Below are 24,412 nucleotides of genomic sequence, written 5' to 3' on the forward strand. Positions count from 1 at the left end.
ATCGAGAACGCCAGCCGCTACAGGTTTCGCGTTGGAAAACCACTGCCTACGGTTGACGCGGGCGGCTAGTTTCAGACCCATGAGCAAGCATCTCCCCCTGCGCGATGCCGTGTTGTCGTGGCTCGAGTACGCGGGCAGCCTCTCGCCGAAATCCCATTCCATAGTGATGCTGATGCTCCAGCCCCACTGGGAGGACGTGGTGATGGCAGTGGCTGCCGTAGCGCCCCGCGACGAGCATCCCGACCTCTACGCCAAGGTCAAGGGAGACTGGATGTTGGATCATCGGACACTGCTAGTGGAGTCCGGTCTGGCTGAAGCAGCTCAGCTGATTGCCCAAGGGGTATCAGTCCCCGTATCCGATGTCGCCGACAGCTTCGTCACCTTCTGCACCGGCCAAGCACGGGTCCCTGAACGATGGCTGCTCCTAAACGCCACCTTCCCCCAGAGAACACGGATCGCGCTGGGGCGGCACACTCTGCAGACCTTCACTGCCGACGAGCTCCGTCAGACGGTTCCGGCGCCTGCACTGAACGGCCTGCACCCCTGGAGCCTCGATCTCGACCTGATTGCCGGCGCGCCGTTCCTTCACGTTCCCGACCCGAGTCGCACGGTCACTCGCCGTCCGACCTGGTTCGACATCACCGGCCCAAGGGCGGAAGCCCAGCACTGGCAGGCCCTCCTCCCGCTGATGCTGTGGGACAACGAATTGTTGCGGGTGGACTCGGTCTTCACGGTCCAGCATGGCCGCCGCTTCGACCTACATCCCCCCGCCGTGCCCACCACCATCCGCGTTTACCCAGGCAGCCAAGGGCGAGAGGAAGAAGTCGAGGTCCGCGACACCGGAGAGTTTCATGTCCGGCCTATCCACCTATCGGCTCTGACTGCCTTCTGCACAGCCATAACGAAGAAGATCGACGCCATCACAGCCGGTCTGACCCATACGCGGCGCGTCCCCAAACTGCGTGCGCGGCGCCTTGAACGCGCTGGTCGACATGTTGTGGCGGCCTACCAGCGCACCTACGACGACTACGGCATCTGGGAGGTGGAAGCGGACGAGCTGTACCTTGACTACGTCATCGCCCTGGAAGCCCTGTTGATCAGCCCCGATGACGGCAAGGACGAGGGCATCGCCAGCCGTATCAGGTCGCGCGCGGCTGCCCTATTCCTCACCCCCACCGAGCGCGAGCGAACCGAAGCACTCGTCCGGCGCGCGTACGACGCCCGATCCCGCTATGTGCACGGCGACAAGATCAAAGAACAGAGCGAGCACGAGAAGCTTGAGGAGTTGCGCGCCCTGCGGCTCCTGACCCTGCAGATCATCCTGCGCTGGCTCGTCCTAACCCCAGCCGACACCGGCGACCTCGCGCCTCTGCTTGATGCCGCTGCCCAGGGAACCGGACGCGAACAACACATCGACCGGCCCCTGCACGCCTTCTTCGCCACTACCTCACCGCGGAGCCGCCCCGCCGACATCGTCCTCACCTGAGACTGCGGGAAGCCCGTCTTACCTCGGGTCTCGTACGCGGCCGGGACGTGCCTGAGGGTAGTCAGCCTCTAGCCGGACGGTGGTCGCGACCACCAGCACTGACGGCCGGTGCCGGGCCTCATGACGCGCCGGACCTGGCGTCCCTCTGGCAGACCGGGCGGTACGGGCTGCCGTTGTGGCGGGGCGGCCAGGACTCTCTGTCACTGATCGGCGGGATGGGCGACGTGGCCGGCCCACGCCGCTCCTGGTGGGAGCGGCGGGGCCCGGCGGGGGTGGTGGTCATCGCAGTGCGCCGACCTCGGCGGCCGTCAGTGTCCGCGGGTAGACGTGGACGTCGGCCACGGAACCGGGGAAGGCCAGGTACGGGGTTGTGGCCGAAGCGCTGGTGATGCAGCCGCCGACGGTCGAGGGAGTGAGGAGTCGTACTGGGGGCTGTGGTTGGTGTCGGTTCCCATGAGGGTGCCGTTTTGGTAGAGGGCCATGACTCCGGTACAGGAGTCTCCGGCGACGGGTGCCCGGTAGGTGGAGACGAGGTGCCGATCGGTGCGGTGTTGGTGTCGCCTTCCGCGGTGGGTAAGTCGTAGTTCTAATCGTTGGTGGTCATGGTCTGGAACGTCGGAGATCGTGAAACCGGATCGGCTGGAGGTGGGCATCGCCTAGACCCGGTCCCATCCCGGCGCAGTCGCGCCAGGTCGCTGAGCCTCGCCCTCGCCGCTACTCGGGCGGGCCGTACGTCATCTCCAGCGAATGCTCCTCCAGGCTGCGGAGCGTCAGCTGGTCGTCCCGGACTTCATTGAGCAGGAAGAGCTCCCGGGTCCGACACTCCTCGCACAGGCTGACGACAGCGAACGGCCAGAGATCGACCGGAGCCCCGTACGGGGCACTGTCCACGTAGATGCGGTCGGGCCGAAGCGGCTGGGTGCTCGACCGCTCGAACGGCTCCCAGCTCGGGTGGCTGCCCCTCAGCCGGAGCCCGACTATCCGGTACGAGCCCTCGTCGAGGTACTCGCACCGCTCCACCCAGTCCCAGGGCGTCCCGGAGAGCCAGCTGACCGCGCTGATCGCCCGCACGATGTGCGGTTCCAGTCGCTCGACGTCTTCAGCTAGTTGGTGGCTGGCGCGGACGCCGTGCGCATGGTGCGAGGTGTTCCTGAAGTCCTTGACGTGGCCCAGTAGGGCGCGTGCGTTTCCCCGGTCGCGCACGGTGGCGAGCTGTTGGATGCGGGGCTCGATTCCCTCGGCCTCCAGCCGATCGAGGATCCAGAGCCAGGTGCCGAAGGTGGCGCCGGTCCGAAACTGCTTGCGCAGGTTCCGGGAGAAGCCGTTTGACGCGGCCAGCTCGGTGAGCGCCAGCACGCCCAGCACCCGGGCCAGGCCCTCGCCCAGCTTGAGCAGTCCGTCCTTCCGCTCCGCCGGGTGCGTGCTGACCCGGTACCGACGGGACAGCGCGGCTGCGTGGTGCGGAAAGCTCCACTCGGCGCGCGAGATCGGGTCGTCCAGCGGGCGTACGAGTTCGCCGATCAGGCCGGCTTCGTGGGCGGCGAACCTGATCTCGTTCCGAACCCCCTGGACGTCCCGTTCGCCGCTGCCGAAGACGTTGGGCAGGATTCCCGACATCGTGGTCCGCAGTGCGCGCCGTCCCTCCTGCACGGTCTCCAGGAGGCTCTCCACCTCGCTGTCGGTCACCAGCTCGACGGGGACGTGCGTGTCCAACAGATCCCGAGCGCTGGGGTACTGACCGTTGTCCTTGCGGGAGTTCAACCACTCGCAGAGCGCCTGGCCGCTGCCGCGGAGCGGCTGCAGCACGAAGAGCGAGGTCGCCGCCTCGCCGAAGCCCTGCGGCAGCAGGCGCCAGTTCCCCGGCCGTCCGACGAGCATGCCGCCCGAGCACAGGGTCAGCGCTCCCCCATCCTCCGGCGCGTCGGGGAGCTCAACGGCCGAGTCCGCCTCGTGGAGGTCTTGTGCGCGCAGGTGCTTGGGCCGGTCCGCGCCGTCCTCCTGCTCCTGGCCCCTTTGCGGCGGGTGGACCCGGGTGGTCTCCAACCTGGCCAGGTTACGCAGCAGTTCGAATTGGCCGTCGAGTTCCGGTCGGTAGAAGAGCGCGGATGGGATCTCGCAACCCACCCGCGTCCTGCTGTCGTCGATCCAGGCGTCCGGAGCGGTCGGGTGCACTTCGCGTCGGAGGTGGTCCATCGGATCCACCTGCAGCGGCAGGTGGACGAACTCGCGCAGCTCGGGATCCGGCTCGTACGCCTCGCCGATCCGCTGCGGCTCTCCGTCGCCATCGCGTACGCCGACGGCCTTGCGGACCGCCGCCTCGAAGACCTTCCCGCGCGGCCAGCTCACGCCGGCCGAGGCGACCGCCCGGCGCAGCGCCGTGACGGCCTCCTGGCCCCTCGTCCACGTCGAGCCGACCAGCGGACGCAGGGCGGCCACCAGGGCAGCGGGATCATGGGTCTTCTGGATCACGCGCGATTCGGCGAGCCGAGTCAGGACCTCCTCGGACAGCTCGTACCTGAGCCGCAGCGGTTGATCGATCGTGACGCGCTGGTACATCAGTTCGTGGGTGGAGACCATGCGGACCCGGTCGTCCGGCTGCTGGGCGGAGTCGGCAGACAAGGTGTCCAGGTAGAGCCCGGTGATCTCGGCGATCTGGTCCGACGTGATGTATTTGCGCTTAGAGCCGATGGAGCGACGCATCCGCTGCCACTGGTCCTGAGCGTTCAGCAGCAACACCTGGCCCCTGCGCTGTGCCGGCTTGCGGTTGCTGAGGACCCACAGGTAGGTGCTGATGCCGGTATTGGGGAAGAGGAGGTCGGGCAGCGCGACCACGGCCTCGAGCCAGTCGCTCTCCACGATCCACCGCCGGATGTCCGATTCGCCGGACCCCGCACCACCGACGTACATCGGGGAGCCGTTGAAGATGACCGCGATTCGGCTGCCGCCCTCGCCCGAGGCGCTCACCGGCTTCATCTTCGCCAGCATGTGCTGGAGGAAGAGCAGTGAGCCGTCGTTGATCCGGGGAAGACCGGCTCCGAAGCGGCCCGCGAAACCGAGCTGCTCGTGCTCCGACCGGACCGCGTACTCGCTCTTCTTCCAGTCGACGCCGAACGGCGGATTGGCGAGGAGGTAGTCGAAGGCGGTTCCCTGGTGCCCGTCCTCGGCGAAGACGTTCCCGAAGGCGATCGTCGAGGCCCGGCGGCCACTGGTCATCATGGTGGCACGGGAGATCGCCCATGACTCCCGGTTGATCTCCTGGCCGTACAGCGTGACGTCCGCCTGGGGGTTCATTAACGCGATGTACGAGGCAGCCTCGGTCAGCAGGCCGGCCGTCCCGCAGGCCGGATCCAGGATAGTGCGGACGGCATGCGGCGACGTCAGGAGGTCCGAGTCGGCGGCAACGAGGAAGCCTGCCATCAGGTGGGCGACGTCCCGGGGGGTGTAGTGCTCCCCGCTCGCCTCGTTGCCGCTCTCCGCGAACCGCCGGACGAGCTCCTCGAAGAGGCTCTCCATGTGGTCGTCGGTGATCATCTGTCCCAGGTCGATCGACACGAACTGCGCGACGACGCGGTAGAGGAGTCGGGCCTGGTGTAGGCGGGTGACGGTCCGCTCGAACTCGAAGCCGTCCAGCAGTTCCCTGACGTTTCGGGAGTACCCGTCGACATAGGCCAGGAGCAACCGGTCGGCGTTCTCCGGATCGCTGAGCACGCTCTCCATGGAGAACCGGCTGGAGTTGTAGAAGGGCCAACCCGAGGCGGCCGTCAGGCGCTGCTCACGCTCCTGCTCGCCGTCGGTGCGCTCGGCCTCATCGAGCACCGCCTGCCGGCTCGGGGCCAGCAGGCAGTCCAGCCGACGCAGCACCGTGAACGGCAGGATCACCCGCCCGTACTCGGAAGACTTGAAGTCGCCGCGCAGCAGATCGGCCACCGACCAGACGAGCTTGGACAGATGCCCGGTGCCGTCACTCATGCTGTCCTCCGCAGGCCGGTGCCCTCCATGGGACTGATCATCCCATGGCGGTGGCCGGGTCGGCCCACGAACGACGACGCCGAGGACGAGCAGGAGGGCGAACACGCTGACCATGCCGTACTGGACGAAGCTGCCGAGGATCGTGCCGACATCGGGTCCGCCGCTCGCCTCTTCGGCTGCGGCCAGGAGCGCGATCAGGTCAGGGATCTAGGGGAGCTCCTTGCGTGGGTGTGCGCAGGAAGATCCGGCGTGGGTCTGGGCATGCGAAAGGCCCCGGCCTGGGGACCGGGGCTTCGGGGGAGAAGATCAATCCAGATCGACAGTTTCGGTGCCCAGGAACTGCTCAATCTTCATGCGGAAGGTCTTCTCTGAGGGCACTGCACCATCGAAAAACGTTGAGACCTGGAACGCGGCCAGATCATCAGCATGCTTGACGTCGACCCCAGAGGCTTCAAGCTCATCCCGAGTGGCCAGCTTCAAATAGCACATGGGGCAACGCAGGGCAATGACCGTGAAGTGGGGGGTCTCCTCCGTGCCCTGGTTCACTGAGAGAACGTGGGCTGCGCTCCTACAAGCTGGACACGGCTCGCGGATCGCGATCTAAACGCCGTTCTCCGCGAAGCGCACCCCGAAGCCGCCCAGCTCCAACTGCTCGACTGCAAGACGGTCCTGAAGATGTTCAGGAAGGTCTGAGAACCGATCGTCATACCGGTGTTTCGCCTGCCTGATTCTGACCTGCACGTTCCGATAGATCTCGCCGCGCTTGTTGTCCACGGCCATGCGGGCAGCGGTCGTCCACCGGCCCCAGAAGGCGGCCAGCGGGCCTCCGAGGTCCCCGAGCAGCGTTTCGACGGTCTTGGCGAGGATCGGCAGGAAGTCCTTGGCGTCCTCTTCGCTCCCCGTGTGGGCAACGCCATTCCGCACATCGATCAGCATGTCCAGCTCCTTGTCCAGAGCCAGGACCTCCAGCGTTCGTAGACGAGATATCGCCTCTGATGCCCCAATCGTGCGGACTTTCTTCGCCTTTCGGTGACCGCCCATGTGGAACAGCATGTCCACGCTGGCGTTGCCCCTGATCTCCACGATGTAGACCGGATTCTTCGAAACCAAGACGGCCTTGGCGAGGCGCTCCACGGCCACACCGGCGTGCAGCGCGAACTCGTCGTACTCCTCGCGCCCGTGGTCCTCCATGGCCCGGTGCGCGGCCTTCTTGGCACCCTCGCAGAAGCTCTCGAACGAGAGCGAATCGTCCATGAAGGGACGGTATCCGCCCCTGTAGTACAGGATCGAATTTAAGAAGACGCGGCCCCGACTCTGGGAGCCGGGGCCTTCGACGTGACGATCAGCCTGTCCTGGTCTCGCCGATCACGAGGCGTGCCTGTTCCTCCGGGGGGAGGGTGGGACCGTGGGATACGGACACCGTGGTGGTCAGTCCGGGGGTGTTGACCTTCCGCAGGGCGGCCATCTCGTCCGGACCGTGCACTTCGAAGTTGCACAGGTAGCAGCCGAAACCGTTCGCGGTGAACGTCGTCTCCGTGGCCGTATGGCCAATCGGCTCGAAGGTGAGGAGGCCCTGACCGCCACAGGCCGGGCAGTTGCCGCCCGAGGTCTTCAGGACGAGCAGGTCTCCGTCCCTGACCTCTATCGGCTTGGCGAACCACTCCTCCTTGCGGGGCTGGGGTGCCTTGAGAGCGCCTTCCTTTACCTCCGCCGGGAGACCCACGAACCGGTCCTCGAACGCGTGCCGGGCCTGGACCATCCGGAGCTGAACCTCGCGGAAGACCTGGTCCTCTTGCTCGTTCACAGCGTTCTTGACCGGTTCCGTCCACCGTTCCCAGAACTCGACCAGCGGCTTGCTGAGCTCGTCAAGCAGCGTCTCGATCGTCCGGGCGAGTGGAGTGATCATCCCCTTGGCCAGGGTGCTGTCCGATGCAGCATGGGCTGCGCCGTTGCGTATCTCGATCAGCAAGTCGAGATCGGTATCGGCCTTGAGCACACCGATCTTTCGGAGTCGCCTGATGGCCTCCGTGGCCCCGACAGTGCGGACTTTCTCCTCGTCCAACTGAACATGTCCGCCGAGATGCATGACCATGTCCGCACTGTTATTGCGGATCTCCGCGACGTAGACCGGATTCTTCGCGGCGAGGGCCGCCTTGGCGAGCTTCTCGACCGCGACACCGGCGTGGAGCGCGAACTCGTCGTACTCCGGGCGGCCATGGTCGTCCATGGCCTTGTGGGCGGCCTTCTTGGCGCCCTGGTAAAAGCTCTCAGACAAGAGCGAATCGTCCATGTCGGGACGGTAGCGGCACCTGTGCCACACCCGCGACGGGTTACGTGCGGTCCATCTAAGCTGACGGCTGCCCCACCTGAATCGGCAGAGTGGGCGGGCAGGCGATGGCCGCCATTTGGGCTGCTGGTAGCGGTTTCAGCGGCGGCCACGTCAGCGTGGCGCCGACAGGCCACAGCGGATGGAACATGGGATGAGGGTCGAAGGGCGCGAGAACCTGATCGTCACTGAGGGACCCGGCCCGGACCAGCTGAATCAACAACCAGCCGATCCTCAGTGTCGAGATATACGTCGGGTTCGCGGTAGGGTCTGGCCCGCTGTACTGAGGGCAAAAGAATTCCACCATGGCTGAACCCTCGTCGTTCTCCCAGGGCTCCATGGCACCGATTCTGGTGATCATGAAGCGACTAGGCTCACGATCGTGATAGAAGGCGGCACAGTCCTTCAGCGGCAGCATCTCCAACCTGGGATGCTTGTTCTGGCCTGAGAACATGAACATGGTCTTTAGGGACCAAGAGGCCAGCGCCCTCTGGTCCTCTGGGGTCAGCGTGACCGCTCGTCCGTTGATCAAGTCGGGCAGGAACGGACGCACCTCGTTTTCGAGTCTATTCATCCATCCGTTGTTGCAGGATGCACAAACGATCTTGACTGTGGCGTCGAGAGCCGAGGCGACGTGTTGGACCCGGGTTGATTCTGTCTCTCTGATGTGGAGGGCCCGAGAGCCGCCGGGCGGCAACGCAGACTTGAGCCACCTGGGGAGTGTGTGCTCCTTCGTTAGCGGAGTGGCGCTACAGAAGACACAGGTACGAGCCATGCCGAGGACCGTACCGCCGCCTGTAGTACAGGGCGATGGATTTTAAAGACCCGGCCCCAGGGCGAACCACACCCAGGAACTCCCCAGGGTCGGGGGTGGGGGGCAAACCTCGGGAGAGCTGGCCGGCTCGGTGAGCTCGGGTACGAGCTGGGCGTCGCCGTTGGCGTCGCCACTGTCGTCGGTCGCTCCTCGGCAACCGTCGATCAGCCGACCGGACGTCAGCCGTCGTTCTCCTCAGTGAAGCCGCTCCACCTGTCCAGACCTCATATCTGCAACGTGCTCCGCACCAGACATTAACGCCAGACCTGATTAAGCACTGCTCGCTGAATTCCACCCGTTCCCTCTCGTCCGCCGCAGCTGGCGCGCTCGGGCGCGGGCGGCCTGTCCCGAAGCGCGAGTAGAAACCGTCTGGCGTGACGCTCGTTTGACGCTCCGAGTTCCCGTACGCGGGACGGCGGGCGGATAGACTGCCTCTGACCTGGGCTTTTTCGTGACCCGTCCAGGTCGATCCCTTTCCGATGACGTCGCACGTGGAGTGTGTAGCTATTCTTGAGCCTGCTGCAAAGAGGCTCTGACCTGCGGATTTCTATGGTTCTTCAGGTGCGGCCGGTGGTGCTCGACCTGTTTCCCGAAGTGCACGCCGTGAAGCGCACGGAGCGCTTGTGCAGGCCGCCTGACCAGGGCTTCTTTGGGCCGTTCCGGGATGTCGGGGGCTGCGGCGTGGTCTTGGAGCAGAGGAGAGCCGACTGTCTTGACGCTCGTTCGACGCTGTCGCTGATGGTTCGTCACCGTGGGGAGGCAGCTCTCGCCGCCCCACGGTGACGAAGCCGCCGGGCTCGGCGAGGAGCCGCCCTGACGGCGTCCGCTCCCGTCGGCGGCCGCCGGGGCCGTCGACCCACGTGGTGCTTCAGACCGCCAGTGCCACGAGGAAACGGGAGACCATGTTGTAGGCCGCGACCGTGGCGACCGCTTCCACGGTCTGCTGTTCACCGAACAGGCGCTTCAGCTCTTCGATGACCTCGGCGTCCACCTCGACCTGCTTGGTCGACTGGTCGGTGAGCGTGAGGAGGGCGCGCTCTTCCTTGTTGAAGAGAGCGCTGACGGCCGCGTTCGGCTCTTTCAGAGCTTCGCACTTGTCGTCGGTGCCACCTGCCTGCAGGTACGCCGGGTAGTGCACGCCCCATTCGAAGTCGGCCTTGTTCAGCACGGCCACCCGCAGCATGACCAGTTCGCGGTACTCCAGTGAGAGGTCGAACTCGGCACGGACCCGGCCCAGCAGCCCGTTCCATCCTGTGGCGAGCGGAAAGCTCTTCAGCAGGACCCGGTCGATTCCGATCAACTCGCCGCCCGGGCGGCGGCCCCGCATGCCCGCGAGTAGTTCGGGCGGGGGAGCGGGGACGTCGCCCTCCTGCCACGGGGTGACGCGTACATCGCTCATTTTCGTGCTCCTTCGCTGTCGACTTCGCCGTGTGGGGGATGTCAGACGGTGTCGTAGACACGGACGTCGGGGTCCGCCTGCAGGAGCGGCGCGAGTTCGCCGACGACGTCCTTCGTGAACAGCGGGCTGTCCAGGTAGGCGTTGGCGTCCGACACGGACTGAAAGCCGTGGAGGACCTGCACGTCCTCTTCCCGGATCAGAAGTTCCTTGCTGGTGGCGCCGGCGATGGAGTCGAGGAACGGCTGCTTGTATTTCTCGTAGACGCTCGCCGCCGCGGGACGGTTGGCCGGGTCCACGTGCAGGGTGATCTCAAGATAGGCCATGGCTATGGCTTCCCTCCGTGCTCGTCGGATGCGCTACGGGGTTACCGCAGCACATCTTGAACTTAAGAGCATGTCGGAAGATCTGGTAGGGGCGGTCGTTGAATCTGGAGATAAGCGTTGGCTATGGCTGGCGGGATGCGACGAGTGCTTGGGCGAGGAGCGACAGGTCCGAGCGGAGTGCGGATTCCGGGTTCCACACGGCCTCGAAGGAGATCTGTACCTCGCGGCCGTCGTTCAGCAGGGGGCGGTGGGGGACGGTCGGGGAGGTGAGCCTGGACTGGGGGAGCATGGCCGAGCCGAGGCCGAGGCCGGCCCATTCCTCCAGTACGCGGTAGCTGGCCGCTTCCCCGGGGTACGTGCGCAGCGGCACTTCGTTCGCCTGGAAGAGCTGGGTGGTGAACGTGGTCAGTCCGCACGCGTCGGGGACGAGGATGAACTGCTCGCCTCCGGCTTCGGCGAGTTCGAGCGAGTCGTCGTCCTCGGCGGTGGGGCCGACCACGACCACGGGTTCGACGTCGATGACCCGGTGCTCGTAGCGTGGCATGGCGGTGACGGCCGGGATGAGGATGATGTCGAGCTGGCCGGCCTGCAGACCGCCCCGCAGGTCCTGCATGTTGGCCTCGCGCAGCACCAGATCGCGGGGTGTCGGCAGTTCCCGGACGGCGCTGAACGCGCGGGCCACCAGGTGGGGGCCGATGAGCGGCGAGACGCCCATGCGGACCTTCTGGTCGCCCGGTTCGGTGAGCCGTCTGGCCTCGGCGGCGACGGCGTCGAGCGCGGCCACGGCCCGCTCGATGAGGGGCAGGATGCGGGTCCCGAACGCGGTCTGGGTCACACCGCGTGGTGACCGGTCGAAGAGGCGCTCCCCGAGCCGTTCCTCGAGCTTGGCGATGCCGTTGGACAAGGCCGGCTGAGTGACACCGTAGGCCCGTGCCGCCGCGCTGAAGGAGCGTGTTTCGGCGACCGCCTGCGCGTACCGGAGCCCTTCCAGGTTCAGCCGCTCTGTCATAGCCATTGCCTATTGCCTCATTCGCTCTCGTCGCCTACTGCTGAGGTCGACGGGTGTCTAGGGTTTGCGCCGGGTGGCATCTCTATTACCAACCCATATAACACTCGTCCTCGCCCCTTCAGGAAGTGCATCGTGCCGGACGCCGCTGTGACCATGGTCGTGACCGAGCCGGACGGACCGCTGGTCCCGTCCGTTGCCGCCACCGTCCCGCCCGAGGGGCGTCAGGTGCGGGTGTCCGTCCTGGCCAGTGGGGTGTGTCACGCCGACATCGGTACGGCCCGGGCCTCGAAGGCCCACGCGGACGCCCCGGTGACTCCCGGCCACGAGGTCGCCGGGGTCATCGCCGAGGTCGGTGACCGGGTGACCGGCTGGAAGGTCGGGGAGCGGGTGGCCGTCGGCTGGTTCGGCGGCAGCTGCGGTCACTGTGCCTACTGCCGTGCCGGTGACGTCGTGCACTGCCCGGAGCGGAAGGTGCCGGGGCTGTCCTACCCGGGCGGCTGGGCACAGAGCATCACCGTGCCGACCGACGCCCTGGCGCGGATTCCCGACGGGCTCGACCCGTTCGACGCCGCGGTGTTCGGCTGCGCGGGCGTGACCACCTTCAACGCCGTACGCAACGCCGGTACCCGGGCCGGTGGACGGGTGGCCGTCTTCGGGCTCGGTGGGCTCGGGCACCTCGCCGTGCAGTTCGCGGCGCGGCTGGGCTACGAGACGGTCGCCGTCGCCCGGGGGGCGGGCCGCGAGGAACTGGCCCGTGCCCTGGGAGCCCGGCACTACGTCGACAGCACGCGCCGGTCCCCCGGAGCGGCCCTCGCGGAACTCGGCGGCGCCGACCACATCGTGTGCACCGCCTCCTCCACCGAGGCAGTGGACGAACTGGTCACCGGGCTGCGGGCGCACGGTCTGCTCACCCTGGTGGGGGTGGACGCGGGCACTCTTAGTCTTCCCGTGGGCCTGCTGGTGAGCCGGGGGCTGAGGGTGGCCGGCCACCTGACGGGCAGTGCCCGAGACACGGAGGAGGCGATGGCCTTCGCGGTCACCAACGGGGTCCGCCCCATGATCGAACGGATGCCGTTGAAGGACGCCGGTGAGGCCGTCTCACGCCTGCGGTCCGGGGCCCCCCGGTTCCGCATCGTGCTGGACCCCGCGCAGGTGTCGTGACCGTACCCGAACGTCTTCGACGCTCCGTCATGCAAATCGGGCCGCGTCAGCGCCCGTCACCCTGGAGGGAATCCGCCCATGTCCCGCAGTGCCAAGCCTGACGTCATCGTGATCGGCGCCGGCGCCGCCGGACTCGCCGCCGCGACCGCCCTCCACCAGGCCGGACGCCATGTCCTGTGCCTGGAGGCACGGGAGCGGGTCGGCGGCCGCATGCTGAGTACCCCCGTCGACGGCGGCGCCCTGGATCTGGGCGCCACCTGGTTCTGGCCGGGGGAGCAGCGCGTCGCCGCGCTGGCCGCGCGCACCGGCGCAGGCGTCTTCGACCAGCACCTGTTTGGCGACGCCGTCCTCCAGGACGGGGCCGGGGCCCGCCGCCTGCAGGGCAACATGATCGACGTCCCGTCTTACCGTTTCGCGGCCGGGGCGCAGCACCTGCCCTCGGCGCAGGCGGCGAGCCTGCCCGCGGACGCCGTACTGCTGGACACACCTGTCACGGCGATCCGTCCCGCCGGAGAGGACGGCCTGGAGGTGCACACCCCAGACCGTACGCTGCGTGCCGCTCAGGTCGTCCTGGCCGTGCCGCCCGCGCTGGCGCTGGAGCGCATCGACTTCGGGAACGCGCTTCCCGACGACGTCGTCCGGCTGGCGCGCTCCACTCCGGTGTGGATGGGTGCCGTCGCCAAGGTCGTCGCCCTCTACCCCTCCGCCTTCTGGCGTGAGGATGGTCTCGCCGGCGCGGCCTTCAGCAGGTCCGGACCGCTTCAGGAGATCCACGACATGTCCGGCGTCGACGGCCGGCCGGCGGCTCTCTTCGGGTTCGCCCACGCCCGCGCAGTCCGGCCGGGCTTCGAGGAGGCGGTGGTCGCCCAGCTCGCCGCGTGCTTCGGACCCGGCGCCGGGTCACCCGAGGCCCTGCACGTCTGCGACTGGAGCCGTGAGCCCTGGACGGCTCCTCGGTCCGTGCATGCCCTCGCCGACTACTCTCTCTTCGGCCACCCGCTCTACCAGCGGCCAATGTTCGAGGGCCACCTGCACTGGGCTTCGACCGAGACGGCCACGGAATACGCCGGGCACGTCGAGGGCGCCCTGCACTCCGGGGAGCGCGCCGCGCACGCCGTCCTGTCCTCGGCGCTGTACGGCTCGGGCATCACCGCCGACTGAAACGGCCGGCGCTGTCAGCGCCTGCAGTCCGTCTCTGCGATGCAGCTGACTACGGTCCTGCCGCGCACGGGGCCAGCCCCGGCATGGGGGTGCCCGCACGGTTCTCGCGCTTGCCCGACGCGGAGACGCCGAGCCCCCCGTCCAGGGCTCAAACCCTCGCGTCCGCGACCTGTCAGCCGTCGGTGAAGCCCATCATCAGCTGCGGGATGCCGCAGCAGAATTTGTCCCGGGCGTACTGAGGGAGGTGCTCATCGCGTCGAGCGGGTACTTCGACCGCACCGCCCGGCCGCCACATCGAGTGCGCGGTGCCTGAGCGGATGCTCCTGTCGATCTTGCTGATCGTCGCCGATCCGCAGTCGAACAGAAGACCGGCTGCCGCCTTCACGCCTGCTGCGGCACGGATGGCGACTGACGCGTCTGTCCCCAGGCCGGAGCCGCTTGCGCAGCGGCTTCGCTGCATGGATGCCATGGGGCGGCGGGTGCCGCGTCCGTGACGGGCCAGACACCGGGTGCCGCGAGGTAACCGGGGCGGCCGTACGCCGGTTCTTCAGCGTGCCCGGACGAGGAGGGCCCAGAACGCGAGCACGGGCAGCACCAGGACAGCGGCGACGGCGTTCAGCCCGCCGAAACCGATCCAGCTCATCAAGGGACCGGCCAGGCCGGCGCCCACGGCCGCGACGACGTTCATCGCGGTGTCCGTGGTGCCCTGCACCCCGGGCCGCAGGGGCGCGGGAGTGGCTTCACTGAGCATCGCCGACCCGGCCACCAGGTTGAACGACCAGCCCAGCCCCAGGAGGAACAGGCCCGCCATCATCAGGCCGACGGAGCCGTGGCCCATTCCCGACAGCGCGGCGGACACCAGGAAGACGGCCTGGCCCGCCACCACGGTCGGGAGATGGCCGATCCGGTCGGCCAGCCAGCCGACGACCGGGGAGAACGCGTACATGCCCAGCAGATGGCCGCTCACGGTGATGCCGACGACGGTGAGACCGGAGCCGTGCTGCGCCATGCTGACCGGCGTCATCGTCATGACCGCCGCCATCACCGTGTGGGCCAGGACGACGGCCGTGAACGCGAACGCCGCACGCGGGGAGTGGCGCAGGTGGCGCAGACCCGCGCGCAGCGTCCCGGTGCTTCGGGGCTTCTGCGCAACGTCGGTCTCCGCTGCTGCGGCTCTCGTGCCGGCTTCACGCTCCTGCCGCTCCTCGGCCTCCTGGTACCGGAGGGACAGCATCAGCGGGTCGGGGCGCATGAGCCCCCACAGGAGCAGGGCTGCCAGTGCCATGCCAGCGCTCGCCAGGACGAACGCGCCGGCGAGCCGGGGGAGGTTCAGGGCCGACGCGACGGCGGCGCCCGGGTCGGCGAGGTTGGGCCCGATCACCGAGCCGATGGTCGTGGACCACACCACGATCGACAGCGCCTGGGCGCGGCGGTGGGGCGCGGCGAGGTCGGCCGCCGCGTAGCGACTCTGCTGGTTCGTCGCGCTTCCGACGCCGAACAACAGCATGCCCACGATGAGCAGGGGTATGGACCGGCTCACCGCCGCGCCCACGAGCAGTGCCCCGCCGACGGCGGCCACGAGCCATCCCAGGCTCAGTGAGGTCCTGCGCCCGTCCCGCTGCGCGACCAGGGCGAGGGGGACACCGACCGCTGCGGCGCCGGCCGTCATGGCCGTACGGGCCAGTCCGGCGTACGTCTCGCTGTGGGCCACCGATTCGGCCAGCAGAGCGCCGATGGACACCGCCACACCGACGCCGACCCCGCCGACGATCTGGGCCGCGGACAGGACCCGGACCGTACGCCTCTGCACGGCGGCGACCCGGGCGTCCGCCTGCCACGGTTGCGCGGATGGCTGTTCCGCGGATGCCTGCTCCGGCTTCGTGGATATGTCGTCCGGCGTGCTCACGTGTCGGCTCTCCCTCGGTGGTCGAGTGGGCGGGTGGAGGTCGGAGGCGGAGTGGTCCCGCCGTGGTCCGGGGTCGTGCGGGGCGGGGTCCCGAATTGGTCTTCCGGCCGAGGGTGGTTCCGGCGTGCCAGCAGGACGGCGGCGGCGATCGCGGCCACGGTGGCCAGGGCGAGCAGGAGCACCCGGTCCGGTACCGCGCGGCCCAGACGTGCCAGGTGCTCCTCCAGTCCCGCCTCCGTCTCGACGCTGACCGGGGAAGGCAGGGCCGCGGTGCCGTCGAACAGCAGGAAGACCGCGCCCAGAAGCACGAACAGGGTGCCGCTCAGGAGGGAGGTGGTGTGCCAGGAGAAGCGTCCCAGGCTGAGGGTGCGGCCCCGCAGCCAGCGCTTGTGCCCGAGGTCGAAGCGGTCCCAGAGCAGGGACAGGGCGAACAGGGGAACGGCCATGCCCAGGGCGTAGACGGCGAGCAGCAGACCCCCGTGCGCGGGCCGGCCGCCGAGCGCCGCCAGGGTGAGGATGGAGCCGAGGATGGGCCCGGCGCAGAACCCGGCCAGGCCGTAGACCATGCCGAGTGTGAGGACGGAGAGGGCCGATCCGGAACGGCGCGCGCCGGCGGCCTGCTGGAGCCGTCGGACGCCGAACCCGAGCCCCACGATCTGCGCCACTCCCAGCGCGATCACGGTCCAGCCGCCGATGGTGACCAGGAGATCGCGGTGGCCGTAGAAGAGGCGGCTGGCGAACGATCCGGCGACACCCAGCGGCACCAGGGTGGTGCACAGGCCGAGGTAGAACAGCCCCGTGCGCAGCAGCAGTGTGGTGGTGCTGGTGAAGGAGTAGGCGAAGAAGGCCGGCAGGAGCAGCGCGCTGCACGGGCTGAGCAGGGCCAGCAGTCCGCCGAGGAAGGCGGCCAGCAGGCTCGCGTCGCCGTTCACCGGGCGTCCTCGGCCGCGGCCTCCACGGTCTTCTTGAAGGTGTCGACCGACTGGGCGCCCAGGACGGGGACGTCGTTGATGAGGAAGGCGGGAGTGCTGGTCACACCGAGGGCGTAGCCCTCTTCCTGGTCACGCCGGACGGCCGTGTCCGCCGTGTCGGAGTCCATGTCCCTGCGCCACTTGTCGAGGTCCTTCACCCCGGCGGCCTTGGCCATGGAGGTCAGCTTGTCGGCGGAGAAGGCGCCGGTGTTCTTCTTGTGCGTCTCGCCGTACGCCTGGTCGTGGAACTCCCAGAACCTGTCCTGTCGGCCCGCCGCCCAGGCGGCGCGGGCGGCCTGCTCCGACTCGTCGCCGAAGATCGGGAAGTTGCGCCACTCGATGCGCAGCACGCCCTTGTCGACGTAGGAGCGGATCAGCTCCGGTTCGGTGTCGCGGGCGAACTTCCCGCAGTACGGGCACTGGAAGTCCGAGTACTCGATCATGACGACGGGGGCGTCGGCCCTGCCCACGGCCAGGGGATCGTCGCCGTCGCGGCGGGCGAGTGCGAGCAGGGCCTCGGACTGGGCGTCGGGTGTACCCGCCTCGGCCGTGGCGGAGTCGCGTGAGGTTTCGTCGGAGGAGCTGTCGTCGAGAGTGAGGGCGAGCACCGCGGTGACGACGGCGGCCAGCCCGAGTGCGGCGGCGGCGAGCGTACGGCCCCGTCGGCGGGTGCGCGACGCGGAGGAGGCAGAGGACGGCATCGGGATCAACCTTGTGCTGGAGGTGCGAACGGTGGACGGCGAACGGCGCTCGTACCGAGCGCGCCATGACCGGGTGACGATCCGGACGGCACGCGGCGCGCGGGCGAGCACGGGCGCGCGGTCTAGATCCGCATCCGGTCGGGGACGGTCCGCACCGTCGGTGGGGAGAGCCCCGACGTCACCGCATCGCGACGCACGTCGGCCGAGGCGGTGCGCGGCACGGCACCGGACAGGGCGACCGATGGGACGACCTTGTCCGGTGCCGCCGGGAGGTTCACGTCTGGCTGGGCGGGGAGCACCTTCCGGCACGGCGCCGGGCCGCCGGGTGTCTCGCACTGGGGGGAGTCGGGCCGTGCCGCGTCGACGGTGCCGGGAGCTTCCTCCCCCGCCGACGGCTCCTGAGCGCTCCCTTCCACGGGGGCGGTGACGGGCGCCCGGCCCAATGCCAGGGTGACTTCGCCGTTCGCGAGGGCACGTGCCCCGCACGCCCACGCGCTCATCACAAGGAGAAGCGACAGCAGGGCCGTGAGCCCGTGCCGGGCCCGGGCGTGCGTCGGACCCGCGCCGGCCGTGCCCGGCCGGCGGGGCACCGGTGTCACCTCGTTGCCGGTCACCACCGGGCCGGCCGCGATCCGCACGTCACAGGCAGGGATCCAGAACGAGATAGCCGTCGATACGGCGGACCTGGTCGGAGTCCGGGTCCGTGGGCAGGGCGTGTCCGAGGTGCTCGGCACGGACCTCGCCGATCCACTGGTCGTGCTGGTACTCGTGGTTGATGAGCGCGGTCAGCAGATGGGTCGCGACGATCGTCATCTGCGTGGGGGCGCCGACCTTGCCGGCTGCGATGTCGCCGATGCGGGCGTGCACCCGTTCGGCGACGGTCTCCCGGTAGTCGCCCAGCCGCCGCACGGTGGGCAGGGCGCCGCGGAACTGCTCCGGGTTGGCGGAGTCCATCACGGCGTCGAGAGCGGGGTCGGGGCTGGGTTCGGCCGCGGTGAGGTTGCGGATCATGAAGTGGGCGACGTGGGCCTGGTGGCCGAGGTGCCAGCCGATGGCGCTGAAGTCCTCGTACGGGCGCCAGATCACCTCGTCCGGAGTCAGGTCCCGCCACAACTCGTCGGTGTAACTGCGAGCACGGTCGTACTCACGCAACAGCGCTTGCAGTTCGTGCATGACTCCTCTTCCGGGTGTCCGATGCGGGATGGACGACGGGAGTTGGGACGTGTCCGTGTCAGCGGCCGGTCTCGCGCGGCACCGCGGCGCTGCTGGCGACGGCCTACCGTGGCCAATGTAGGGAGCCGTTCGGCGGTCCGGTAGGAGCGCAAGCCGAATGGGCTCATCACTGCTCTGTATGGCCCACGGCGATCAGGGGCCGATCGCCGGACGGCTGCCGCTGCCTGCTCTTCCTGGTGTAGAAGGTGTAGGCGGCGAACACGACCACGACCCAGCCACCCGACACGAGGAGCGAGACGCGAGTGTCGGGGAGGACGGCGATGCAGACGAGGACGGCCGCGATGAAGGCCAGGGCGAGGTATTTGCTGTACGGGTGCAGGGGCATCTTGTAGCGGATGCCGTCCTCCTCGCCGCTCGCGACCTTGGCCTTGCGGAACCTCAGGTGGCTGATCACGATCGATCCCCAGGCGCATATCAGGCCGAAGACGGTCACGGACGAGAAGATTGTGAAGACCTGGTCGGGCATCAGCAGGTTGAGCAGCACACCGGCGGCCATCGTGACGAACACGGCCGTGACCGCCCGGGACGGTACGTTCCTGTGATTGACGGTGCCGAGGAACCTCGGGGCGTTGCCCTGCAACGACAGGTTGTAGAAGGTGCGGCTGTTGGTGAAGACGGCAGAGTTCACCGCCGACAGCACGGCGGTGATGACGACGACGTTCATGACCGTCGCCGCGGCGGGTACGCCGATCCTGGCGAAGACCGTCACGAACGGGCTGCCCGAGCCGTTCAGCGAGGTCCAGGGGAAGACGGTGACGAGGACGGTGATGGCACCCACGTAGAAGATCATCAGCCGCCAGAAGGTCGCGTTGACGGCCTTCGGCATCGTGGTCGCGACATCCTTCGTCTCGCCTGCCGCGATGCCGAGGTTCTCCACGCCGCCGAAGGAGAAGGCGACCATGACGATGGCGAGGAACGCGGCATTGATGCCCTTGGGGAAGAAGCCGCCGTGGTCGTGGAGATGGCCGAGACCGATGGCGTTGCCTCCGTTGCCGGCGCCGAAGAGGACCATGGCGAAGCCGAAGAGGATCATCGCGATGATCGCCACCACTTTGATGAGGGCGAACCAGAACTCCGCCTCGCCGTAGAACTTCACCCCGACGACGTTGACGACGAACAGGACGGTGACCGCCACCGCCGCCGTCGCCCAGATCGGCACCGAGGGGAACCAGTACTGGACGTAGTGTCCGAGGGCGTTCAGCTCGGCCGCGGTGGTGGCGAGGAGGAAGATGAAGGCGTTCCAGCCGTTGAGGAAACCGGCGAAGCGGTGGATGTAGCGGTTGGCGTAGGAGATGTAGGCGCCGGAGACCGGCTCCTCCACCGACATCTCGCCCAGCGCCCGCATCACGAAGTAGATCGCGACGGAGGCGACGACGTAGGTCACGATGATGGCCGGTCCTGCGGTGGCGACGGCCGATCCCGAGCCGTAGAACAGGCCGGTCCCGATCGCACCGCCGATGGCGATCATCTGGATGTGCCGGCTCTTCAGATCCCTTTTGAGATCTTCTTTCTCATGGGTTTTCGCGGTGCTGGCGGGCATGTCACTGCTCCCTGACGGAGAGGGTGGTGCTCTGGCGGAGGGACGTGCAGATACACGAACGCCGCAGCAAGAGGGTGCTGCGGCGCACGCCCGTGGCCGGCCACGGGCGCCTGGTTGTGCTTCAGGCCGGAAGACGGCTCCCGGTCACAGGCGCGGTGTCACGCGCAGGCGATGACCGCCTCGATCTCGACCGGGGCACGCATGGGCAGCGCGGCCACGCCGACCGCCGAGCGGGCGTGCTCCCCCGCCTCGCCCAGCACCTCGACGAACAGGTCGGAGGCACCGTTGGCGACCAGGTGGTGTTCGTTGAACTCCGGTACGCCCGCGACGAACACGGTGATCTTCAGCAGCTGCTGGATCCGCGAGAGGTCACCGAGTGCCGACTTGGCCTGGGCCAGGACGTTCGCCGCGCACCAGCGGGCCGCGAGCTGACCGGTGGGGACGTCCAGGTTCTGGCCGAGCAGTCCGGTGGCGACCAGGGCGCCGTCGCGCAGCGGAAGCTGCCCGGAGGTCCGCAGCAGGTGCCCGGACCGCGTGTACGGCAGGTAGTTGGCGACGGACCGGGCCGGCTCGGGCAGGGGCACGCCGAGTTCGGTCAGGTGCTTCTCGATGGCAGATGTCATGGGTGTCCTGTCTTCCGGAGAGTGTGTGCTTGCCGCCAGGGCGAGGCCGGGCGGCTCAGAGGCCCTTGATCGCGGTGAGCAGCCGGTCGACGGCCTCGTCGACCGTGGAGCGGGGACAGCCCAGGTTGACCCGCATGTATCCGTGGCCCTCGATGCCGAACTTCTGGCCCTTGTCCAGCCAGAGCCGTGCCTTGGTGAGCATGAACTTGTCGAGGGACGCGGCGTCCATGCCGAGGTCCCGGCAGTCCATCCACGCCAGGTACAGGGAGTCGGCGGGCAGGACGCGCACCTTGGAGGTGGCGGAGTTGACCGACTCGGCGAAGTGGGCGTGGTTGCCGCGCAGATACGTGAGCATCTCCTCCAGCCAGGGCTCACCGTGCGCATAGGCGGCCTCGGCGGCGACCATGCCCAGAACGTTGACCAGCGGGAACATGTTGCGGTCGTACTGACGGGCCAGCTCCGCGCGCAGCCCGGGGTCGGGAACGAAGACGTTGGCGCTCTGCAGTCCCGGGAGGTTGAACGTCTTGCTGGGGGCGGTGCAGGTGATGCTGTTGCGGGCGAACTCCTCGCCGAGCGAGGCGAACGGGATGTGCTTGCGGTCCGGGTTGACGACGAGGTCCTGGTGGATCTCGTCGGAGACGACCAGGACGCCGTGGCGGGCGCAGATCTCGCCCATGGTCCGCAGCTCGTCCTCGGTCCACACGTTTCCGGTGGGGTTGTGGGGGTGGCTGAGGATGAACAGCTTGGTGTCCGGCCGGATGGCGGCCTCGAATATCCGGGCGTCGAAGCGGTAGCCGTCGTCGGTGCGCACCAGCGGTGCGAACGCGAGGTGGCGGCCGTTGAGCAGGATGTCGTCGTGGAAGTGGGCGTAGACCGGCGGCTGGATCAGCACCGAGTCGCCCGGGGCGGAGAACGCCTGTACCGCCGTCTTGAGCGTGGTGATGATGCCGGCGGTCTGCATCACCCAGTCCCGCTCCACCTCCCAGCCGAACCGCTTGGCCTGCCAGCCGGTCACGGCGTGGAGGTAGCTGTCGGTCGCGCCGCCGGGATAACCGAAGACGCCGTGGTCCACTGCCTGGTGCAGCGCGTCGAGTACGGCCTGCGGGGCCTTGAAGTCGGTGTCGGCGACCCACATCGGCAGCGGGTCGGCCGCGGCCTCGTCGGGGGTCAGCAGCTGATGGGCGTAGGCCCACTTCATGGAGTTGCTGCTCTTGCGGTCGATGACGGTGTCGAAGACCGATCCGGTGGTTCCCGTGGGGGTGGCCTGTTGTGTCTGGTCGGGGCAGACGGGGTCGGTTTCCATGGCTGGATGCTAGCTACGACTGTGGGCAAAATGTTCGTGAACTTTGCCTCCAGATGCGCCAGCGCGGCTAAGATTTCGTGAATGGATGCCATTGACCGCAAGATTCTTGCCGCCCTGCAGGCGGAGGGTCGCATCACGCTCACCGATCTGGCCGACAAGGTCCGGCTCAGCGTCTCCCGGTGCCAGCGGCGGGTCCGCGATCTGGAGGCGGCCGGGATCATCCGCGGCTACCGCGCCGTGGTCGACGCGGCGGCACTGGGATTCGGGTTCGAGGTGCTGGTCTTCGCCACCCTCAGCCGCCCCGACGCCGTGACGGAGTTCGACGCGGCGCTGGCCGACATCCCCGAGATCGTCGAAGCACAGCGGCTGTTCGGAGAGCCGGACTACCTGGTCCGCGTGGTCACGGCCGACCTGCCGTCCTATCAGCACCTCTATGAGTCGGTGCTCATTCACCTCCCGGGGGTGCGCAGCCTCAACTCGACCATCGTGATGAAGCAGGCGGTCCACCCACGCCCCCTGCCCGAGCGGCCCTCACGCCAGGGAACGCCGCCCGCTGCCGGCGCCTGAGCGTGATCGACGAATCCGCTTCGCGCACCCCGCTGCTTACGACCCGGGGGTCCGGACGTAACCTGCGGCGCATGAGTGACGCCAACCCGGTAGCCCCGGCCACCCCGCGCGAAGCTTTCGCCCTGCTCACCAGCGGAAACCGACGCTTCGCCGCGGGCACCCCCCGGCACCCCAACCAGGATGCCGCCCGCCGCGCCGACACCGCCGCCGCTCAGCACCCGCACGCTGTGCTGCTCGGATGCTCCGACTCCCGGCTGGCTGCGGAGATCATTTTCGACCAGGGGCTGGGAGACCTGTTCGTCGTGCGCACCGCCGGGCACATCGTGGGATCCGAGGTCCTCGGCAGCATCGAGTACGGGGTGAGCGTGCTGGGCTGTCCGCTCGTCGTGGTCCTCGGGCATGACGCGTGCGGGGCCGTCGCGGCGACCCGCGCCGCCGTGAGGGAAGGTACGACCGCGCGCGGTCACCTGCGGGACGTCATCGAGCGGGTGACCCCGAGTGTCCTGGCCGCGCAGGCGGCGGGCGTGAGCGAAGACGAAGGTTTCATCGCCACGCACGTCCACCACACGGTCGACCTCATCATGGACCGCTCACGAGAACTGGCCGACCAGGTCGCGTCCGGACACGCTGCGGTCGTCGGCCTGACCTACCGCCTGGCCGAGGGCACCGTCCGCACGGTGACCTCCCGGGGCATCGGCCCTCTGCCGGCCCCGGGCACGGCATCTGCGACCGCACCTGCGCCGAAGAGCCGATGACCCGCCCGTCCCCTGCCTCCGAGCCCGCCCTGACCGTCGACGGCACCGGCTTGCTCTGCGTCACACTCCTGCTCCGTCTGCGCAAGGAGATCGACGGAGCGCCGGCGGGCACCGTCGTCCACGTCATCGCCACCGACCCCGCGGCGCCGCTCGACCTGCCCGCCTGGTGCCACATGACCGGCCACACCTACCTCGGCCCCGTTCCGGGCGAGCGACCTGTGTTCGCCCTGGAACTCACCGACGGTGCCCGCACCACCCGCCCGGACGCCCCGTGGCATGCGCTGGAGCAGGAGCGGTAAGACCCTCGGCGGCGGTTCCCGCCTTCCATTCCACGGCCCGTTCCACAGACGGGAGCCCGATATGCCTGCGGGCAGAGCGCGAGTGGAGGCGGTCAGGGGGTGCGGAAGCCCCGGAAGGTCACCCGACGGCGGGTCTTGAAACCGAGTCGCTCGTAGAGCGCGATGGCGCCGGTGTTCGTCTCCGCCACATGGAGGAAGGGCCGGTCGCCTCGCGCCACGATGCGGGCGGCGAGCGCGCTGACCAGATGGCCGGCGTAGCCCCGCCCCCGTGCTTCGGGGGCGGTACAGACGGCGCTGATCTCGGTCCATCCCGGCGGGCGCAGGCGCTCCCCGGCCATCGCCACCAGGGTGCCGTCGACGCGAATCCCGAGGTAGGTGCCGAGTTCGTGGGTGCGCTGCCAGAAGGGTCCCGGTTCGGTCCGTGCGACGAGGCCGAGCATGTCGGGGACGGTGTCCGGGCCCAGTTCGACCAGGTCGGCGCCGAACCGGACACCGGGGCCGTCCGGGTGGCCGACGCCGGACCAGATCATCTGACGACCCTCCAGGCTGAAGACCGGCTCCCAACTCGGCGGTGGAGCAGCCGGACAGCTGAACATGTCGGCGAAGGCACCCGGGCCCAGCAGCTCTGCGAGATCGGCCCAGTCAGCCGCGTCCGGCTGTGTGGACACGGAGGCGAAGGTTGCCACGTCCGTGAGGTAGGTGGCGGCCCGGCCGAGGCGGCGGGCCAGACGCGCATGCCGACCGCCGAGCGACCGGCCCACCGGGTCGTCGAGAACCGGGTCGTCGTCGCTTGTCATCCTGCAGTTCCTTTCCTGGTGACGGCGCGGTCGGGCGGCGGCCAGGACCGTGCCAGTCGGCACTCCGGG

General features: G+C 68.6%; 24 protein-coding genes. 6 read left to right on the forward strand and 18 right to left on the reverse strand.

The features are described 5' to 3' along the window. Positions 1 to 79: 79 nt before the first annotated feature. Positions 80 to 1,486, forward strand: coding sequence for a hypothetical protein (locus tag ACGFNN_RS21600; protein ID WP_388232603.1), 1,407 nt, complete (start codon positions 80 to 82; stop codon positions 1,484 to 1,486). Between the two features lie 714 nt (positions 1,487 to 2,200). Here the strand turns inward: ACGFNN_RS21600 and ACGFNN_RS21605 are convergent. From ACGFNN_RS21605 to ACGFNN_RS21640, 8 genes are all read right to left on the reverse strand, one after another. Beyond that, positions 2,201 to 5,455 (reverse strand): N-6 DNA methylase, encoded by a 3,255-nt coding sequence (locus ACGFNN_RS21605; protein WP_393558016.1) that lies wholly within the window; start codon positions 5,453 to 5,455, stop codon positions 2,201 to 2,203. Positions 5,456 to 5,761: 306 nt separating this feature from the next. Next, a complete protein-coding gene (locus ACGFNN_RS21610) occupies positions 5,762 to 6,001 on the reverse strand; it encodes a hypothetical protein (protein WP_393558018.1) in 240 nt (79 codons plus the stop codon). A 54-nt stretch (positions 6,002 to 6,055) separates the two neighbouring features. Beyond that, a complete protein-coding gene (locus tag ACGFNN_RS21615; RefSeq protein WP_393558020.1) occupies positions 6,056 to 6,709 on the reverse strand; it encodes a hypothetical protein in 654 nt (217 codons plus the stop codon). Positions 6,710 to 6,797: 88 nt separating this feature from the next. Then, on the reverse strand, positions 6,798 to 7,745 hold the full coding sequence (locus ACGFNN_RS21620; RefSeq protein WP_393558022.1) for a hypothetical protein: 948 nt from the start codon (positions 7,743 to 7,745) through the stop codon (positions 6,798 to 6,800). Positions 7,746 to 7,800: 55 nt separating this feature from the next. Further along, entirely contained in the window at positions 7,801 to 8,355 is a 555-nt protein-coding gene (locus ACGFNN_RS21625; protein WP_393558024.1) for a hypothetical protein, read from the reverse strand. Positions 8,356 to 9,463: 1,108 nt separating this feature from the next. Further along, positions 9,464 to 9,994, reverse strand: coding sequence for a carboxymuconolactone decarboxylase family protein (locus ACGFNN_RS21630; protein ID WP_393558026.1), 531 nt, complete (start codon positions 9,992 to 9,994; stop codon positions 9,464 to 9,466). Positions 9,995 to 10,035: 41 nt separating this feature from the next. Then, entirely contained in the window at positions 10,036 to 10,317 is a 282-nt protein-coding gene (locus tag ACGFNN_RS21635; RefSeq protein ID WP_393558028.1) for a hypothetical protein, read from the reverse strand. Between the two features lie 121 nt (positions 10,318 to 10,438). Next, a complete protein-coding gene (locus tag ACGFNN_RS21640; protein WP_393558030.1) occupies positions 10,439 to 11,332 on the reverse strand; it encodes a LysR family transcriptional regulator in 894 nt (297 codons plus the stop codon). 126 nt (positions 11,333 to 11,458) lie between these two features. Here ACGFNN_RS21640 and ACGFNN_RS21645 point away from each other — a divergent pair, with 126 nt between their 5' ends. Continuing rightward, positions 11,459 to 12,487, forward strand: coding sequence for an alcohol dehydrogenase catalytic domain-containing protein (locus ACGFNN_RS21645; RefSeq protein WP_393558032.1), 1,029 nt, complete (start codon positions 11,459 to 11,461; stop codon positions 12,485 to 12,487). A gap of 78 nt (positions 12,488 to 12,565) precedes the next feature. Then, positions 12,566 to 13,648, forward strand: a complete 1,083-nt coding sequence (locus tag ACGFNN_RS21650; RefSeq protein WP_393558033.1) for a flavin monoamine oxidase family protein — start codon at positions 12,566 to 12,568, stop codon at positions 13,646 to 13,648. Positions 13,649 to 13,820: 172 nt separating this feature from the next. On the opposite strand, the gene ACGFNN_RS21655 is transcribed toward ACGFNN_RS21650, so the two are convergent. From ACGFNN_RS21655 to ACGFNN_RS21695, 9 genes are all read right to left on the reverse strand, one after another. Continuing rightward, positions 13,821 to 14,117 carry a hypothetical protein gene (locus ACGFNN_RS21655; protein ID WP_393558035.1) on the reverse strand — a complete coding sequence of 99 codons (297 nt, stop codon included), beginning with the start codon at positions 14,115 to 14,117 and terminating at the stop codon, positions 13,821 to 13,823. A 78-nt stretch (positions 14,118 to 14,195) separates the two neighbouring features. Beyond that, a complete protein-coding gene (locus ACGFNN_RS21660; protein ID WP_393558037.1) occupies positions 14,196 to 15,554 on the reverse strand; it encodes an MFS transporter in 1,359 nt (452 codons plus the stop codon). After that, positions 15,551 to 16,486 (reverse strand): cytochrome c biogenesis CcdA family protein, encoded by a 936-nt coding sequence (locus ACGFNN_RS21665; RefSeq protein ID WP_393558039.1) that lies wholly within the window; start codon positions 16,484 to 16,486, stop codon positions 15,551 to 15,553. The genes ACGFNN_RS21660 and ACGFNN_RS21665 overlap by 4 nt, the downstream gene beginning before the upstream one ends. Then, positions 16,483 to 17,226 (reverse strand): DsbA family protein, encoded by a 744-nt coding sequence (locus ACGFNN_RS21670; protein WP_393558041.1) that lies wholly within the window; start codon positions 17,224 to 17,226, stop codon positions 16,483 to 16,485. The genes ACGFNN_RS21665 and ACGFNN_RS21670 overlap by 4 nt, the downstream gene beginning before the upstream one ends. A gap of 122 nt (positions 17,227 to 17,348) precedes the next feature. Beyond that, on the reverse strand, positions 17,349 to 17,864 hold the full coding sequence (locus tag ACGFNN_RS21675; protein ID WP_393558043.1) for a hypothetical protein: 516 nt from the start codon (positions 17,862 to 17,864) through the stop codon (positions 17,349 to 17,351). Between the two features lies 1 nt (position 17,865). Next, positions 17,866 to 18,399, reverse strand: a complete 534-nt coding sequence (locus tag ACGFNN_RS21680) for a DinB family protein (protein WP_393558045.1) — start codon at positions 18,397 to 18,399, stop codon at positions 17,866 to 17,868. A gap of 166 nt (positions 18,400 to 18,565) precedes the next feature. After that, a complete protein-coding gene (locus ACGFNN_RS21685; RefSeq protein WP_393558047.1) occupies positions 18,566 to 19,999 on the reverse strand; it encodes an amino acid permease in 1,434 nt (477 codons plus the stop codon). Between the two features lie 158 nt (positions 20,000 to 20,157). Then, positions 20,158 to 20,622 carry a RidA family protein gene (locus ACGFNN_RS21690; RefSeq protein WP_393558049.1) on the reverse strand — a complete coding sequence of 155 codons (465 nt, stop codon included), beginning with the start codon at positions 20,620 to 20,622 and terminating at the stop codon, positions 20,158 to 20,160. Positions 20,623 to 20,677: 55 nt separating this feature from the next. Then, positions 20,678 to 21,925 carry a MalY/PatB family protein gene (locus tag ACGFNN_RS21695; RefSeq protein ID WP_393558051.1) on the reverse strand — a complete coding sequence of 416 codons (1,248 nt, stop codon included), beginning with the start codon at positions 21,923 to 21,925 and terminating at the stop codon, positions 20,678 to 20,680. An 81-nt stretch (positions 21,926 to 22,006) separates the two neighbouring features. Between ACGFNN_RS21695 and ACGFNN_RS21700 the strand changes: the two genes are divergently transcribed. The 3 genes from ACGFNN_RS21700 to ACGFNN_RS21710 all read left to right on the forward strand — a co-directional run bounded on the left by ACGFNN_RS21700 (position 22,007) and on the right by ACGFNN_RS21710 (position 23,546). After that, entirely contained in the window at positions 22,007 to 22,492 is a 486-nt protein-coding gene (locus tag ACGFNN_RS21700; protein ID WP_393558052.1) for an Lrp/AsnC family transcriptional regulator, read from the forward strand. Between the two features lie 71 nt (positions 22,493 to 22,563). Next, complete coding sequence (locus tag ACGFNN_RS21705) at positions 22,564 to 23,247, forward strand: carbonic anhydrase (protein ID WP_393558054.1); 684 nt, start codon at positions 22,564 to 22,566, stop codon at positions 23,245 to 23,247. Beyond that, entirely contained in the window at positions 23,244 to 23,546 is a 303-nt protein-coding gene (locus ACGFNN_RS21710; protein ID WP_393558056.1) for a sulfurtransferase TusA family protein, read from the forward strand. The genes ACGFNN_RS21705 and ACGFNN_RS21710 overlap by 4 nt, the downstream gene beginning before the upstream one ends. Positions 23,547 to 23,638: 92 nt before the next feature. On the opposite strand, the gene ACGFNN_RS21715 is transcribed toward ACGFNN_RS21710, so the two are convergent. After that, on the reverse strand, positions 23,639 to 24,343 hold the full coding sequence (locus ACGFNN_RS21715) for a GNAT family N-acetyltransferase (protein ID WP_393558058.1): 705 nt from the start codon (positions 24,341 to 24,343) through the stop codon (positions 23,639 to 23,641). Between the last annotated feature and the right edge of the window lie 69 nt (positions 24,344 to 24,412).

The sequence above is a fragment of the Streptomyces sp. NPDC048590 genome, from assembly GCF_043199535.1.
In the GTDB taxonomy this organism is placed as follows: domain Bacteria; phylum Actinomycetota; class Actinomycetes; order Streptomycetales; family Streptomycetaceae; genus Streptomyces.

Bases quoted from the DNA above. Each gene is read 5' to 3' on its own strand.
- ACGFNN_RS21695 (WP_393558051.1), bottom strand. From the start codon at position 21,925: ATGGAAACCGACCCCGTCTGCCCCGACCAGACACAACAGGCCACCCCC.
- ACGFNN_RS21705 (WP_393558054.1), top strand. From the start codon at position 22,564: ATGAGTGACGCCAACCCGGTAGCCCCGGCCACCCCGCGCGAAGCTTTC.
- ACGFNN_RS21605 (WP_393558016.1), bottom strand. From the start codon at position 5,455: ATGAGTGACGGCACCGGGCATCTGTCCAAGCTCGTCTGGTCGGTGGCC.
- ACGFNN_RS21640 (WP_393558030.1), bottom strand. From the start codon at position 11,332: ATGGCTATGACAGAGCGGCTGAACCTGGAAGGGCTCCGGTACGCGCAG.
- ACGFNN_RS21600 (WP_388232603.1), top strand. From the start codon at position 80: ATGAGCAAGCATCTCCCCCTGCGCGATGCCGTGTTGTCGTGGCTCGAG.
- ACGFNN_RS21615 (WP_393558020.1), bottom strand. From the start codon at position 6,709: ATGGACGATTCGCTCTCGTTCGAGAGCTTCTGCGAGGGTGCCAAGAAG.
- ACGFNN_RS21710 (WP_393558056.1), top strand. From the start codon at position 23,244: ATGACCCGCCCGTCCCCTGCCTCCGAGCCCGCCCTGACCGTCGACGGC.
- ACGFNN_RS21715 (WP_393558058.1), bottom strand. From the start codon at position 24,343: ATGACAAGCGACGACGACCCGGTTCTCGACGACCCGGTGGGCCGGTCG.
- ACGFNN_RS21635 (WP_393558028.1), bottom strand. From the start codon at position 10,317: ATGGCCTATCTTGAGATCACCCTGCACGTGGACCCGGCCAACCGTCCC.
- ACGFNN_RS21685 (WP_393558047.1), bottom strand. From the start codon at position 19,999: ATGCCCGCCAGCACCGCGAAAACCCATGAGAAAGAAGATCTCAAAAGG.
- ACGFNN_RS21620 (WP_393558022.1), bottom strand. From the start codon at position 7,745: ATGGACGATTCGCTCTTGTCTGAGAGCTTTTACCAGGGCGCCAAGAAG.
- ACGFNN_RS21680 (WP_393558045.1), bottom strand. From the start codon at position 18,399: ATGCACGAACTGCAAGCGCTGTTGCGTGAGTACGACCGTGCTCGCAGT.
- ACGFNN_RS21625 (WP_393558024.1), bottom strand. From the start codon at position 8,355: ATGAATAGACTCGAAAACGAGGTGCGTCCGTTCCTGCCCGACTTGATC.
- ACGFNN_RS21655 (WP_393558035.1), bottom strand. From the start codon at position 14,117: ATGGCATCCATGCAGCGAAGCCGCTGCGCAAGCGGCTCCGGCCTGGGG.
- ACGFNN_RS21700 (WP_393558052.1), top strand. From the start codon at position 22,007: ATGGATGCCATTGACCGCAAGATTCTTGCCGCCCTGCAGGCGGAGGGT.
- ACGFNN_RS21670 (WP_393558041.1), bottom strand. From the start codon at position 17,226: ATGCCGTCCTCTGCCTCCTCCGCGTCGCGCACCCGCCGACGGGGCCGT.
- ACGFNN_RS21650 (WP_393558033.1), top strand. From the start codon at position 12,566: ATGTCCCGCAGTGCCAAGCCTGACGTCATCGTGATCGGCGCCGGCGCC.
- ACGFNN_RS21690 (WP_393558049.1), bottom strand. From the start codon at position 20,622: ATGACATCTGCCATCGAGAAGCACCTGACCGAACTCGGCGTGCCCCTG.
- ACGFNN_RS21630 (WP_393558026.1), bottom strand. From the start codon at position 9,994: ATGAGCGATGTACGCGTCACCCCGTGGCAGGAGGGCGACGTCCCCGCT.